Here is a 15,270-nt window from a genome sequence, read left to right on the forward strand (position 1 = left end):
TAAAAGGAATAAGGATAGGCTGGTATAGCCTATCCTTAATTATATAAACTACATCATTAAACCTGTTTACCAACCTGCATTTTGAACCAGGGTTCCATGCGACAATTGAATTTGCTGCAATGGAATAGGGTCAAGGTAATGCTTGGGAAGAAAACTACGGGCAGATGCCGGTTCCGCAATAATAAATCCATTGGCATCAACCTGGATATCCGTTCCCACCTTGAGGTCAGGATATTTCGACTGGTATTCTGTTCCCACAAATTTAACACCTCTCAAAGCCTGGGGCAAAACTGATTCAGCCAGCTTCCAGCGGCGAAGGTCATCGCGCCTGAATCCTTCGAAGGCCAGCTCCACAGTCCGCTCTCTCCTGATCTCATCAAGCATATTCAAGCCATTGGTAGTTACCTGCGCATTGGTCAAAGCAGGCATATTTACCCTGGCCCTTATCACGTTAATCGTTCGGTTAAGATCAGCATCAGAGATAGATCCATTTTTTTCATACAGGGCTTCAGCCAGTATCAGCAATGTTTCGGCATACCTGAATTCCTTGAAATCATATTCGCCCTTAAATTGCGCAGCATCCAAAGTTTCATCAAGGAACTTGCGCAACATATAACCCGTACGGGTAGCATTACTTCCATTAAATCCAGGGAAAGTAGGCTGCCAGATACCTCCTTCAAAGAATATCGAAGTGCCAGGCTCAATAAATGTCATTGACATTCTTGGATCCCTGTCTTTGAATTCACTGGTCAATGTATTATAACCCTGGAATAATGGTGATTTGGTAATAGGCAGACCATCCTTTGCCAGGTATAGGTCGGCCAGGTTCTTGGTGGGGACCATGAAATTAAACCACAGTTCCCTTGTCCAATTGTGCGTTGCACGGTTGGCATAATACCTTTTGGCAAGTATCACTTCCTTACTGTCATCACCTTGCAAAATAAAAAGGTATTTATAGCTGTCTGCACCCTTATCGGTATACAAAGCATATTCGTTTGATGCTATCATTTTTTCAGAAGCATCAATTGCAGCTGTAAGGTATTTTGCAGCATCACCCTGTCCATGGTATTTAGCCCAGGTTCCCAGGTATAATGAAGCGCGTGCTTTCAATGCCAGTGCTGCTCCTTTTGTTACCCTGCCCAGTTCATCGCCGGTAAGCTGGCTTTGTAAAGGAAGCTTGCTGATGGCATTGTCAAGATCGCTGATAATAAAGTCAATGATCTCTGCCTGTGAAGATTTTGACGTAAACAATTCAGGCGAAGTAACGTCCAGAACTTTTTCGATCTTGGGAACACCTCCGTATGTTTTCACCAGGTTCCAGTAATTGTAAGCCCTGAAAAATAAGGCTTCACCTTTCCATCTGTCAATGCCTGCACCCAATGTAGATGTCTCGGCTTTTTCCAGCAGGTAATTGGTGGCCCTGATGTATTTATAGGAATTATCCCACAATGGTGTATTAGCCTGGGGCAAATAGGATCCATTGCTTTTACTTCGGTTATCTACGCCTGCCGCATCGGTACCTGCTCCAAATGCTATATCAGCATTGTTGTCCGTATAGTTATGCGCGCCCTGCAGACCGTTGTAAAAATCGTTGGCGAATAATTTAAAATCATCCGGGGTTTTCCAGTAAGATGCATCCGAGACCTTATCCAGTGGATTCAGATCCAGGTTCTTTTTACATCCTACGGTTGCTGCAATCAGCAAAAGGTAAAATGAAATATTTTTAATGCGAATCATTTTCATAATTTTTAGAAGGTTATATCAATACCAAAAGAATAGTAACGCTGGAAAGGATAGTTTCCACCCCAATCAGCTGATTCAGGATCCCAGCCACCCAGTACATGGTGCTTTTCCCAAATATCCTGTCCGCTAACGTAGATCCTGGCATTTGTAATGGATACCTTACGAATCAGGTTCTCAGGCAATGAATAACCTATTTGCAAATTCTTCAACCTGATATAGGCAGCATTGATCTGCTGCATGGTTGATGGCTGGTAGTTCCAGTAGCGGATATCACCAAAGGATAAACGAGGATATTGCGCATCCGGACGGTCTTCATTCCAGGTCTTACCATAGTAAAACGCTGGTGGTTGTCTCCACCAATCACTCCATGGCATGGAATATTCACCTACCCTGAACAGCGTGCGTTTGCCAACACCCTGGAAGAATGCACCCAGGTCAAATCCTTTGTATTTAGCACTCAGGTTGATGCCATAGCTATACCGAGGTGCTGTATTACCAACATAGGTAACATCACCATCGCTGCCTGGCTGATCGCTGTACAAGCTTATCTTACCATCATTGTTAAGGTCTTTGAACCTGGCATCTCCAATGCCAATTCCGGATGGAACACCTTCAAGCTTTTTATAATCATCCAGCTCTTTTTGATTTCTGATCAAACCATCAAAAACATAAGCGAAATAACTGTTGATAGGATAACCTTCCCTAAGGTTGTTCATACCAAGTGTATAGGTATTGGCGCCACCAAGGTTCACCAGTTTGTTATTGGCATCGCTTAATATCACTCTTGCAGAATATTGGAAGGCACCCACTTTATCTGTCCATCCCAATGAAGTTTCAAAACCCCATGTTTTCAATTCTCCTGCATTAGAGGTAGGAGGCGTTGCACCCAACAGGCTTGGATAGGCCACCTTGATCAACATGTCTTTGTTGGTCTTGTTGAAATAATCAAATGTGAAATTCAGCCTGTTGGAAAGTATAGTTGCATCCAAACCAATATTCTTATTCACCAGGGTTTCCCATGTACGGTTGTAGGCAACCATTCCATCCAAAGTAGCTGCCGGATCCTGTCTGCCAGCTCCAAATGGATACGATCCACCAATATTGATTTTCTGAATAAAGTCATAATACCCTATACCCTGTCCATTTGAATTACTCTCCTGGTTACCTACCTTTCCATAAGATGCTCTTAATTTCAGTTCATTGATCCAGCTAACATCTTGTAAAAATGCTTCCCTGGAAAGACGCCAGCCTACAGATACGCCGGGAAATAAACCCCATTGCTTGTCGGCTAACTGGAACTTGGAAGTTCCATCATACCTTAAATTGCCTTCAACCAGGTATTTATCATCAAAGGAATAAGCCAGCCTGGAAAAATAAGACCCGATGGCCCAATGATTGGCACCACCCTTTGAATACATATCACCAACGCCCAGGTTCAGATCCCATAATTGATCGCTTACAATATTGTACCTGCCGGCAGTGACATTCTTCAACTCACTCTTTTCATAGGAACTACCTACCATCAAATCAAAATTGTGACGGCCGGCCAGTTGCTTATTATACTGTAAGTAACCAGTATAGTTTTGATAATTTACCTGTGCATTTTGTTCTTCCACCCAGCTTTGACCAGGGCTAGCAATGCTGTAATACGCTAAAGAACCATCCCACTGGTATAATGGAACTGGTTTACCCATATCTGTACTGTTCTTTCCGGTATAGTTGGTACCTGCCTGCAGGTTCAGTTTCAAACCACGGGCAAGATCGGCTATCAGTTTAAAGTTTGCATTGATATTACGTGTATTGTAAGAAGAAGTCGGAGCTTCCTTTGCAAAAGCAACGGCATTGCTCCAACCACCTTGTGCAAAGAACTTACCATCCGGAGTATACGCCGGATGATTTGGCATGCCGAAGATGGCTTCACCAATTACCCAGTTGCCTACACCGGCTATATCAGATCTGTGCTGGTGATCAAATGAAAGCTTTGATTCAAGCCTTAAACCTTTCATCAGGTTATAATCGTAGTTAAGCCTGAGGTTATATAGCTTGTTATTATCATTGGCATATTTCACAACGCCATGCTGATCACTATAGCTTCCGGATAAATAGTAGCTTGAATTAGGGCTGCTTCCGGAAACGCTTATAGCGTGTCTTTGCTGCTTGCCATTCTCCAGCAATTCTTTTATCCAGTCTGTAGTAGTAAAGAATAACATCCAGCCTCCGTACAATGGATGTGGAATTGGATTGGGATCATTATTCAGGATCTTTTGCAGCATGTCCGGTGTGTACATCGGTGCCGCTCCATTATGAATATTGGCCTCATTTTCCATTATCGCAAATTGATAGGTAGTGGGACTTTGCATCATACCCGTCATTTTGGTCATCGCGAAGTTGTTGTTGTATGTGATCTTCGGGCTGCCGCTTTTTCCTTTTTTTGTCGTCACCAGGAAAACACCACCCGCACCACGGGCACCATATATAGAGGCCTGGGCATCTTTTAACACTGATATGGATTCAATATCTGAAGGATTCAACAACGCCAAATTGCCTTCTATTCCATCTATTAACACAAGCGGTGATGCTGCGCCGTTGATGGATGAAGGACCTCTTACATTCAGGTTGAAATCTTCAGAACCAGGTTGCCCGGAATACCTTTGTATATAGGTACCGGGTACTTCGCCCTGCAAGGCTGCAAAAGCATTGGTGATTGGCCTGGATTGAAAGACTTCAGCATTAACTGTAGAAACGGCACCTGTCAAAGAGGTCTTTCTTCTTGTTCCATAACCAACAACCACTACATCATCAAGCGCCTTGGCATTTGGGCTTAGTGTAATGGAATATTCGGACTGGTCCCCGATCACCAGTTCCTGTTCAGCAAACCCTGTATAACTAAATACAAGTGTATCCCTGGAATTGGCGCGAATACTGAAGTTTCCCAGAACATCTGTGGTAACTCCTTTTGTTGTATGCTTGAGAATCACGGACACACCATGCAAGGGTCCTTTCTCATCCCTGACCGTTCCTTTTATTTCACTCTGCGCAAATGCAGAATGACCATAAAGTAATAGCAGGAATAGAAATGCAGTAACTGCTTTTTTCATATCAGACTGTTTGGTTTTTATAAATTATTATTAGTGATTAAAAGCTATTTCCCTTGTGCTGTTGAAGAAATTAAAACGGTTGCATGATGAACCTAATCAGCTTTCTCATTCCAATCAGAATGCAGCAATCGTAATATCTATCAGCAGCAGTATGTTATATTATAGTAATAGGATTATAACATATAGAGCAATATAGTATTAAAGGATAATTGAAAAATTCATTTTGGGCGGTCAAACGTTTGCGCAAAATTGAATGAAGAAAATACAATCGTTTGCGCAATGCAGTGCCTGTCACAAGATCGCGTTGTTACCTGTAAATGCAGTAGGAGCAGGAATGAGGTGTTGATCCAGTCAATAAAAGACAAATAGATCCCTGATTAGTGAATTGAATCCAGGTTCTTTACAATGTACGACAGGTTACAGCAGGTAATCAAACAGATTTGAGCGCGTTAAGAATGTCTTGCAAAATATCCTCCTTCTTTTCCAGGCCTGCAGAAATGCGAATCAGGCCAGGTGTGATGTTTACATCCTGGCGTTCGGCTTCGCTCAATTTAGCATGCGTGGTACTGGCAGGATGTGAAGCGATGCTGCGGGTATCACCAAGATTGGCGGTAAGTGAAAGCATTTTTAAATTGTCCAGGAATTTACGGCCAGCTTCCAGTCCTCCTTTCAACTCAAAACAAATAATACCACCTCCGTTGACCATTTGCTTCTTTGCAATGGCATATTGAGGATGAGTATCAAGGAAAGGATATTTCAACCAGCTGATCTTTTCATGTGCTTTCAGGTTATCGGCCAGGAAGCAGGCATTGGAAGCATGCCTTTCCATTCTTACTTCCAGGGTATCAAGACTCTTACTTAAAACCCAGGCATTAAAAGGAGAAAGTGCAGGTCCTGTACTCCGGCAGAACAAATAAATATCCTTTATGAGATCCTTACGGCCCAGTACAATACCACCCAAAACCCTTCCCTGCCCATCGATCCATTTTGTAGCAGAGTGAATGACAAGGTCTGCTCCATACTTTACCGGCAGCTGCGCAATAGGTGTAGCAAAACAATTGTCAACATTAAGGATGAGATTATGTTTTTTTGATAACTTACCTGCCACCTCCAGGTCAATGATATCAAGCCCGGGGTTTGTTGGTGTTTCCAAAAATATCATTTTGGTATTTGGCCTGACTTCCCTTTCCCATTCGGCTGGTTTATCAGCGGGAACATAGGTATACTCAATGCCATACTTAGGTAAATACTTAGTGATGATTGTATGTGTGCTTCCAAAAATGGCTTTGCAGCATAATATATGATCGCCTGCCTTCAGGAAGGTCATGAAACTTGCAAACACGGCGCTCATACCCGAGGAGGTTGCATACCCGGCCTCCGCTCCCTCCAGTATGCACATCTTATCTACAAACTCCTGAACATTTGGATTGGAAAAGCGACTGTAGATATTATTATCATTTTCATCTGCAAAGGCTGCACGCATCTCTTCAGCATCATCAAAACAAAAACTACTCGTCAGGTATAATGGAGTTGAGTGTTCCATTTCTCCTGTTCGTTCTATTTGTGTGCGTATAGCTTTTGAAATACGGTCCATAGGTTCGAAATTAAATCAATAATAAAGGAATGGAGATCCTAATTCAGACTCAAGTATGCATTAATGAGTAGTCATCAATCCTGCATTTCCTTTTTCATTTCCATCCAGTCTTTTAATTGTGCGCTTATTATGGAGGTTTCCACCAGAAACCCATCATGTCCAAACCGTGAATCAAATTCCAGGTATTGGGAATTGGGAATATTTTGAGCTATCAATAGCTGTTCATCTACAGGACAGAGCAGGTCACTGGTGATTCCCATGACCAGGGATGGCTGGTTTATGGACTGCAGAACCGCTTCAAGGCTGCCAGTTCTTCCACGGGCGATGTTATGCGTATCCAGTGCCCTTGAAAGTATCCAGTAACTATAGGCGTTAAATCTTCGCGTCAGTTTGTCACCCTGGTATTTAATATACGATGATGCTTTAAAATCTTCCAGCTTATCATTGCCTGGTTCCAATTGAGTGGACATGAAAGAAGTATAACTTCTGTAGGTGATCATTCCAATGGCTCTTGCAGCAGCAAGGCCCCGGGTTCCAGCTCCGGCGCCACCTTTCTCCCAGGTACCATCTCCTTCAATAGCCAGGCGCTGTGCCGTGTGTATGGCTATTCCCCAGGGAGTTTCCCTTGCAGAAGTAGCAATCAGGAACTGGCTTTCGATCAGTTGTGGTTGCATCAATACCCATTCAAGCACCTGGTATCCACCCATGCTGCCGCCGGCCAGCAGCCGGATCTTCCGGATATCGAGATGTTTCCGCAACAATTCATGTGCATTCACCATATCCCGTATGGTGATCAAAGGAAAGTCATGGTAATAAGGCCTGCCCGTTTCGGGGTTGGTATCCAGGGGGCCTGTGGTTCCATAGGCTGATCCCAGGATATTGGCACATATAACAAAATAGTGGTCCGTATCAAAGGCCAGTCCGGGGCCTACCATTCCCTTCCACCAGTCGGCCACATTGGAATTGGCAGTCAATGCATGGCATACCCAAATGACATTGTCTTTTTGTTCATTGAGCTTTCCCCAAGTGTGATAGGCTATAGTAATAACTGGCAGGGATCCCCCAGCTTCCAGGGCAAAAGGTAAATTATGATGATAAAATTGTGGTTTCATTGTACAACTTCATTGATGCCAAAAGGGCATCAGTTTTCATTCATTCAATTAACCGGAGTTACCGGGTTTGCAATACAATCGTTATACAATTATTAATTCCCAAAAATAGGGAAGCTTGACTTTGCGGGTTAATAAGTTTGTAATAAATATAAATGCCAGGCCTCATGTAAGCCTTAAAATACTAAACGGTGCCGGACTCCAATAGATTTTTTTATAACATTTAGAACATCCCCTCCGTATAAACCTTACAAGTTGTAAGGAGCCAAATTGGCTTCCTGCACCCTAGGGCCAGGTAAACCCACCTGCATCCCATCTGTTTCCTGTATATCTATCACCTTTGAGCCGTCTCTTATAAGAGGCGGCTCAAAGGCGGTTCAAAGGCGGCTCATACACGGCTCAAAGGCGGCACATACTAGCTGGTAATCGGGAGTTTGTGTATTTCCAAAATAGGTTGTCATTTTAGCAGGCACACCATTTTTGGTTTACACGGTGCTATTCCAAAATAGGTTCGCATTCTAAAGTATTACAAGAAAAGATGTCAGGCCAGGTGCACGCCATTTGGTTTCTTCCAGGAAAGAAAAAAACATTACAGGTTTTGAAATTGGAATTGGTATAGCCTTACAATCCTTTCCAATCATATGGATTTAGCGTCATGGTAATTGTTTCTGCCTGTTCCAAGTTTTGTTATTTGTAAACTTCCTCTTTCAACAATGTATATTTTCTGTTAGGTTTGCCGCTAAAACGTATCGAATAATGGCTGGTTATTTTTCCAATAAGGTTGTTGTGGTTACTGGCGGAACTGATGGTATAGGAAAAGCATTGGTGGACCTTTTATTATCCCAGGGCGCGAAAGTATCAACCTGCGGACGCAATCATGATAAATTATATAGCCTTCAGTCTGAATATCCTTCCTATCATCTTCATACAGTAGTGGCGGATGTCAGCAATGAGAATGACTGCCGGCATTTTATCGAATCGACCATCAAGGTTTTCGGTGGTATTGATATTTTGATCAACAATGCAGGTATCTCCATGCGGGCATTACTGAAGGAAACTTCCGTAGATGTGATACGGAGAGTGATGGACGTCAATTTCTTCGGGGCGGTTTACTGCACCAAGTATGCCCTGGATTCTATAATAGAGAGAAAAGGCACCATTGTGGGTGTGTCATCCATTGCCGGGTACCGGGGCCTTCCCGGTCGCAGCGGCTACTCAGCTTCCAAATTCGCTCTGCAGGGATGGCTGGAAGCCATTCGTACCGAATTGGTTGATGATGGCGTACACGTGATGTGGGTTTGCCCGGGCTTTACGGCTTCCAATATCAGGAATGCCGCTTTGAATAAGAAAGGTGAAGCACAGGGAGAAACGCCGCTGGATGAAAGTTCACTGATGACTGCTGAAGAATGCGCTGATCACATTTTAAATGCTATCGAACATAAAAAACGCACACTGGTGCTGACTTTTACAGGTAAGAGAACAATTTTTATGAACAAATTTTTCCCTGGACTGGCAGATAAGCTGGTAAAGAATTTTTTCTTTAAAGAGGGGAAATTAATAAAATGATGCAGCCTGGAATCAATCAACCAAACAACTTGACAACTTTATCATCCTTTTAATTCACGCGCATCAATGCCCTTTATAACACTTACATCAGATATTGGAGAACAGGACTACCTGGTGGGAGCTGTAAAGGGCCGGTTATTACGTATCAATCCCGAATTTAAGATCATAGATATCACCCATAAGCTTTCACCTTTCAATTATCCGCAGGCAGCCTATGTTTGCCGTAATGCCATAAAAAATTTCCCGGAGTTCACTTACCATATTGTCCTGGTGAATTTATTTGAATCAAAACCAGAACAGTTATTATTTGCATTCCACAAGGACCAATACCTTGTTTGTGCGGATAATGGTTTAATAGAAATGATCCTGGAAGAAAAACCAGAAATGGTGCTAGGCATCCCTTTAGGCAAATCGGCCATAAAAAATACCCTATACTGCATTGATGTTGCTGCAAGAGCTATCACTCAATTAATGAATGGAGAGCCATTATTGAACATAGGCATACCCGATGCGCCCTATCTTGAAAAGAATCCCCTACGGCCCACTTCAGGCGAGGACTGGATAGAAGGGCAGATCATATTTATAGATCATTTTGAGAATGTCATTGTCAATATCACCCAGGACCAGTTTGAAGAACAACGAAAAGGCAGGCGTTTTAAAATCGTATTTAAAAGAGATGAGGTCATTGAAAGAATCAGCGGTAGTTATGCCGATGTGCCACAGGGTGAGAAACTGGTTTTATTCAACAGTGCCGGGTATATGGAGATAGCCATCAATAAGGGCAATGCAGCAGGATTGTTCGGACTGAAAGGATACAATGAAAGCAGCCAGCAGGTTTCTGTTATGGTGCAGAACCGTTTATTTTACCAGACTGTCAAAGTATATTTCGAATGATCATCCGTATAGTAAAAATGGTATTTCTAGAAGAAGAAATAGCCTCCTTTCAGCGGTTATTTGCAGAACGGCAATCATTGATACGCCATTTTGAAGGTTGTACTCATTTAGAACTCTGGCAGGATGCCAGTCATAAAGGCACTTTTTTCACCTATAGCTGGTGGGATTCCGAAGAACACCTGGATCATTACCGCAGCTCTCATTTTTTTGATGATACCTGGAAACAGACCAAAGAAAAGTTTGCTCAAAAACCAGAGGCATGGACTGTGCAATCATTAGCCAGCATATAATAATGAACCGCTGATAGTGATAACATTGATCAAATGTGGCACTTGTAATGTATCTAACTACCGGCAGCAAGTCATATTTTCCCAACACAGTGTTTTAACCTTTTCCTTATTGTTTTCCCTTTAATTTAGCTCCTTCCCTATTTTTGCACGTCCCCTGCCTATAGATGTACAATAAGGGAAACAATAAAGAACCAACCATCTTAGTATGAATTTCAGAAAAGTCAATAACATTACCGGCTGGGTAGTGTTTGTCATCGCCTCTCTTACTTACATACTTACTGCTGAAAAATCCGGAAGCTTATGGGATTGCGGTGAGTTTGTATCCGCCTGTTACAAAGTACAGATGCCGCATCCTCCCGGTGCACCATTATTTGTTTTGCTGGGAAGGTTCTTCATCATTCTTTTTGGCGATAACCCTGCCAGTGCAGCAAAGGCGGTGAACATCATGAATGCCCTTGCCAGCGGATTCACCATTTTGTTTCTTTTCTGGACAATCACACATTTTGCCCGCAAACTGGTGACAGGATTCCGTGAAGAACCCGATGGCCAGCAAACCTATACCATCATGGGTGCGGGTATTGTAGGTGCTCTTGCCTATACTTTCACCGAATCATTCTGGTTCAGTGCCGTTGAAGGTGAAGTATATGCGCTTTCTTCCTTTTTTACCGCACTTGCTTTCTGGGCCATGTTGAAATGGGAAAGGGCAGACGATGCTGCAGGCAATAACCTGGCATTGAAAAACCGCGCTGACCGCTGGATCGTATTTCTCTTTTTTGCACTTGGTCTTTCCATTGGCATTCACCTGCTCGGACTTTTAGTGATCCCTGCAGCTGTGATGATCTATTATTATAAGCGTTATAATTATACCCGCAATGGCGCTATCTGGGCCTTTCTTATTGGATGCATCATTGTAGGAATTGTGCAGGTAGTGGTCATACAATGGACCGTAAAGCTTGCCGGGCAGTTTGATATCCTGTTTGTCAACAGCTTCCACCTTCCTTTCTTTTCCGGTTTCATCTTCTTCTTTGTATTAGTAGGATTTTTGGTTTGGCTCGGACTTCGATATGCCAACCGCAAAGGTTGGTCATACCTGCGCCTGGGGTTATGGTGCTTTTCATTTATGATGCTGGGATACTCAGCCTATATCACTACGATGGAACGTTCCAATGCGAATCCTTCCATTGATATGAATAACGTGGATAATCCAATGAACCTGGTTTATTACCTGGGTCGTGAACAATATGGATCTCAGCCTATCCTTTTTGGACCACATTTCCTGGCGCAGCCTACAGGCATCAAAGAAGGGAAAATGCGTTATGCAAAAGGAGATCATGAATACGTAGAGATTGGCCGTGACCGTGAGCCCGAATATGATTCAAAAGATGTACAGGTATTTCCAAGGGTTTGGGATGGCACCAACGAACAGGGTCATGCGGACTACTATATGTCATGGTTGAATTTACCAGTAGTCACTGCCAAGCAATTAAGTATTGTAACAGCAGTTGCCGATGGCGTGATTCAAACGCAGGATCAGTCAGGCAAACCTGACAGCTATGATATTCCTGATAATTTTGCACCAAGGGTACAGAGAGGCCAGGTATTGCAACCTGGAACTCCATTGGCAGTCAAGATCCCTTCTTTTGGCGAGAACCTGAACTGGTTCTTTACTTACCAGATGGGCTTTATGTACTGGCGTTATTTTATGTGGAATTTTGCAGGTCGCCAGAATGATATTCAGGGCAGTGGCAATATTCGTGACGGGAACTGGATATCCGGTATAAAATTCATGGATGACATGCGTTTAGGCGACCAATCCAAACTGCCAGACAGCATACAAGACAATAAGGCTACCAATAAATTATTCCTGCTCCCCTTCCTGTTAGGTGTATTGGGTTGTGTTTACCATTATTTCAGGGACCGCAGGGATTGGATCGTGACCTTTTTACTTTTCTTCTTTACTGGTATCGCCATTGTGCTATACCTGAACCAGCCGGGTAATCAGCCCCGTGAAAGGGACTATGCCTATGCCGGATCGTTTTATGCTTTTGCTATTTGGATCGGACTTGCAGTAGTGGCCGTTGTTAGAATGGCAAGAGAAGTACAGGATAAGAAAAACTTTATGAATGTCTTGTTATATGGAGGCATTACAACTTTTATCATCCTGTTGCTGAGCGACCTGAATCACATGAGCGGGGGCAATGTTTTTGCTTCTATTTTGGGCGGGTTGTTTTTCGTTGCACTGGCTGCAGCTATCACCTACGCGGTTCGAGCTGCAGGAAAAACCAACCTTAGAGTGGCAGCACTATCAGCCACTCTTCTTTGCGTAGTGGCACCGGTAATTATGGGCTTCCAGGAATGGAATGACCATGACCGCAGCAAAAAAACACTGGCACCGGATGTAGCCAGGGACTACCTGAATAGTTGTCCTCCCAATGCGATCCTCTTCACTTTTGGTGATAATGACACCTATCCCCTTTGGTATGCCCAGGAAGTGGAAGGTGTGCGTCCTGATATACGCATTCTGAATACCAGTTTGCTTGGTATAGACTGGTATGTTAACCAGCTGCGTTACAAGGTTAATGAAAGTGCACCTATTGATGTGATCTGGTCTGCCGACCAGATAAGAGGAGTGCCGTATATTACATTTGAACCAAGTGGTGATCAGAATAAATATTATGACCTGCTGGATGTAATGAAAAATGTTGTGGGTAAACAAAACCCTATTGCCTCATTCCCCGTTAAACATTTTACGGTTCCTGTGGATCCGGCAGCGGTAAGGCAATCTGGTTTGGCTAATGCAACCGATTCAGTCGGTAACCAGATACAACTGGATATTCCTGAAAATAAAAGCTACATGTCATTAGACCAACTGACCATGCTGAATATACTGGCTTCCAATAACTGGAAGCGACCTATATGCTTTACATCGCCTTACCAGGAAATTGGCTTCGGCCCTTACCTGCGCCAGGAAGGAATGGTCTTCCGTTTAACACCTGTTCGCCAGCCGCAGCAACGTTCTATGGATGTGAATAAAACTGATAGTTTATTAATGAATGTTTTCCGTTTTGGAGGCGCAAGCCAACCAGGCGTTTACTTTGATGAGGAGAACAGGAGGCATTTATTGACCATACGTCAAACATATGCTCTGGCAGCTGCCAACCTGGCCGACCAGGGTCGCAAACAGGAAGCAGTGAACCTGTTGGAAAAAGCTGAAAAAGGTATACTGACAACGGACCTGCCTTATGCAATGGTGAGCCGTTTCCAGTCGCATAACCAGATTTCGATGCTGTACCTGGAAGCTGCATATAAAGCTGGCCACTCTACACTGGCAAATAAGGTTAAGGCAGCATTGAAGAAAGACCTGACGGACCAGAAGAACTATTACAATTACCTAAAAAGTGAAAAGCCTGATTATTATCCTGCTTTTCAAAATGATGAACAGGATTGCGACCAGTACCTACGATACCTGGAAAGCATGGAAAAAACTTATAATCCATTAGGCAACATTGTGACCGAACATCCCGGACAAAAGGACTCTTCTGACTCAATCAAAAAATAAAAAACCTCAACAGATCCTTAAAACCCCGGCTAAAACCGGGGTTTTTTCTTTAACGAACTGCCATGAACAAACCATGCATAATTATTGTAGATTGTATTGGATATGAAAGGATTTCATTTTACAGGTTTTGATCCCAATGAGGACAACAAAAGCAATTTTGAAAAACTGCTGGAGCTTTTCATGCAATTGCTTACCTATACCAGTGGGGATGTTGGGGAGGCCTTGCAATGGCTCAACCAGTTGGACAGGCAATACGAACTGACCAACGAGGAATACGGCATGGGTGATTTTATTGATGACCTGAAAGACAAAGGTTATATAACTGATGATGAAGGCAAGTCTGAAATAAAGATCACGCCCAAGACTGAACAAGGTATCCGTAAGCGTAGCCTGGAAGAGATTTTTGGAAAGCTCAAGAAAACAAAGAGCGGTGATCACCAAACCTATAAGCCGGGGCAGGGAGATGAGATCAGTCCTGACTCACGCCCTTTCCAGTTTGGAGACATGCTGGAGCAGATAGACTTTACCGAGTCTATCAGGAATGCCCAGATCAATCATGGGCTTGATTCATTCACCATGCAGGAAGATGACCTGCAAATAAGGGAAACGGATTTTAAATCTCAAACCTCCACGGTGTTGATGATCGATATATCCCATTCCATGATTTTATATGGTGAAGACAGGATAACGCCTGCCAAGAAAGTTGCTATGGCGCTCAGTGAACTGATTACCACTAAATATCCCAAGGACACGCTGGACATTGTGGTATTTGGTAATGATGCCTGGCCTGTGGAGATCAAAGACCTGCCTTATTTGCAGGTTGGCCCCTATCACACCAATACTGTGGCAGGACTGGAACTGGCTATGGATATTCTGCGCAGGAGAAAAAATCCGAACAAGCAGATCTTTATGATCACTGATGGCAAACCTACCTGCCTGAAAATTGGTCGCCGGTATTATAAAAACAGCTTCGGTCTTGACCGGAAAGTGACAAGCAGGTGCCTGAACCTGGCAGCTCAATGTAAAAAACTAAAGATCCCTATCACCACATTCATGATTGCTACAGATCCGTATTTACAACGGTTTGTTCAGGAGTTTACTGAAACCAATAATGGTAAGGCTTATTTTGCCAGCCTTGACCGGCTTGGCGCCTTTATATTCCGGGATTTTGAAAGTGGGAAGCGAAAAACGGTCTATTAAATAAAGTAGTGATTGCATTTTACCGGGTGCATATTGAATGAAAAAAGTTAACAGCAATTGTTTTCCCGGAAAACAAAATAAGATCCGAGGAATTGAAAAGCTCATGTAAAAGCAACAGGGACTTCAACAATACCTCAGCAACAAAAACTCAAAGTTACCCTTATAAAATGCAGCTTAACTTCAGGTAATAAACCAGGATGGAAGCTGGTAAGAAACC

At 43.2% G+C, this 15,270-nt stretch carries 9 protein-coding genes; 5 read left to right on the top strand and 4 right to left on the bottom strand.

Going from position 1 to position 15,270, the window contains the following annotated elements; all coding sequences use genetic code 11:
- Positions 1-66: 66 nt before the first annotated feature.
- The 4 genes from BP74_RS02375 to metX form a co-directional block, all read right to left on the bottom strand.
- Positions 67-1,737 carry a RagB/SusD family nutrient uptake outer membrane protein gene (locus tag BP74_RS02375; RefSeq protein ID WP_496370689.1) on the bottom strand — a complete coding sequence of 557 codons (1,671 nt, stop codon included), beginning with the start codon at positions 1,735-1,737 and terminating at the stop codon, positions 67-69.
- A gap of 11 nt (positions 1,738-1,748) precedes the next feature.
- A complete protein-coding gene (locus BP74_RS02380; protein ID WP_496370691.1) occupies positions 1,749-4,841 on the bottom strand; it encodes a SusC/RagA family TonB-linked outer membrane protein in 3,093 nt (1,030 codons plus the stop codon).
- 430 nt (positions 4,842-5,271) lie between these two features.
- On the bottom strand, positions 5,272-6,435 hold the full coding sequence (locus BP74_RS02385; protein ID WP_496370693.1) for a trans-sulfuration enzyme family protein: 1,164 nt from the start codon (positions 6,433-6,435) through the stop codon (positions 5,272-5,274).
- 74 nt (positions 6,436-6,509) lie between these two features.
- A complete protein-coding gene (gene metX, locus BP74_RS02390; RefSeq protein ID WP_496370695.1) occupies positions 6,510-7,547 on the bottom strand; it encodes a homoserine O-acetyltransferase MetX in 1,038 nt (345 codons plus the stop codon).
- Between the two features lie 753 nt (positions 7,548-8,300).
- Here metX and BP74_RS02395 point away from each other — a divergent pair.
- From BP74_RS02395 to BP74_RS02415, 5 genes are all read left to right on the top strand, one after another.
- Entirely contained in the window at positions 8,301-9,110 is an 810-nt protein-coding gene (locus BP74_RS02395) for an SDR family oxidoreductase (protein ID WP_496370697.1), read from the top strand.
- A gap of 66 nt (positions 9,111-9,176) precedes the next feature.
- A complete protein-coding gene (locus BP74_RS02400) occupies positions 9,177-10,004 on the top strand; it encodes an SAM hydrolase/SAM-dependent halogenase family protein (protein ID WP_496370699.1) in 828 nt (275 codons plus the stop codon).
- A complete protein-coding gene (locus BP74_RS02405) occupies positions 10,001-10,294 on the top strand; it encodes a putative quinol monooxygenase (RefSeq protein WP_496370701.1) in 294 nt (97 codons plus the stop codon). Before BP74_RS02400 ends, BP74_RS02405 begins: the two co-directional genes overlap by 4 nt.
- Before the next feature lie 205 nt (positions 10,295-10,499).
- Positions 10,500-13,853: a protein O-mannosyl-transferase family gene (locus BP74_RS02410; RefSeq protein ID WP_496370703.1), complete on the top strand. Its 3,354-nt coding sequence runs from the start codon at positions 10,500-10,502 to the stop codon at positions 13,851-13,853.
- 102 nt (positions 13,854-13,955) lie between these two features.
- Positions 13,956-15,053 carry a vWA domain-containing protein gene (locus tag BP74_RS02415; RefSeq protein WP_496370705.1) on the top strand — a complete coding sequence of 366 codons (1,098 nt, stop codon included), beginning with the start codon at positions 13,956-13,958 and terminating at the stop codon, positions 15,051-15,053.
- Positions 15,054-15,270: the final 217 nt, after the last annotated feature.

Source organism: Flavisolibacter ginsengiterrae DSM 18136, from assembly GCF_059568575.1.

Coding starts and splice junctions, on each gene's coding strand:
- metX (WP_496370695.1), bottom strand. CDS start 7,547: ATGAAACCACAATTTTATCATCATAATTTACCTTTTGCCCTGGAAGCT.
- BP74_RS02375 (WP_496370689.1), bottom strand. CDS start 1,737: ATGATTCGCATTAAAAATATTTCATTTTACCTTTTGCTGATTGCAGCA.
- BP74_RS02405 (WP_496370701.1), top strand. CDS start 10,001: ATGATCATCCGTATAGTAAAAATGGTATTTCTAGAAGAAGAAATAGCC.
- BP74_RS02380 (WP_496370691.1), bottom strand. CDS start 4,841: ATGAAAAAAGCAGTTACTGCATTTCTATTCCTGCTATTACTTTATGGT.
- BP74_RS02385 (WP_496370693.1), bottom strand. CDS start 6,435: ATGGACCGTATTTCAAAAGCTATACGCACACAAATAGAACGAACAGGA.
- BP74_RS02410 (WP_496370703.1), top strand. CDS start 10,500: ATGAATTTCAGAAAAGTCAATAACATTACCGGCTGGGTAGTGTTTGTC.
- BP74_RS02395 (WP_496370697.1), top strand. CDS start 8,301: ATGGCTGGTTATTTTTCCAATAAGGTTGTTGTGGTTACTGGCGGAACT.
- BP74_RS02415 (WP_496370705.1), top strand. CDS start 13,956: ATGAAAGGATTTCATTTTACAGGTTTTGATCCCAATGAGGACAACAAA.
- BP74_RS02400 (WP_496370699.1), top strand. CDS start 9,177: ATGCCCTTTATAACACTTACATCAGATATTGGAGAACAGGACTACCTG.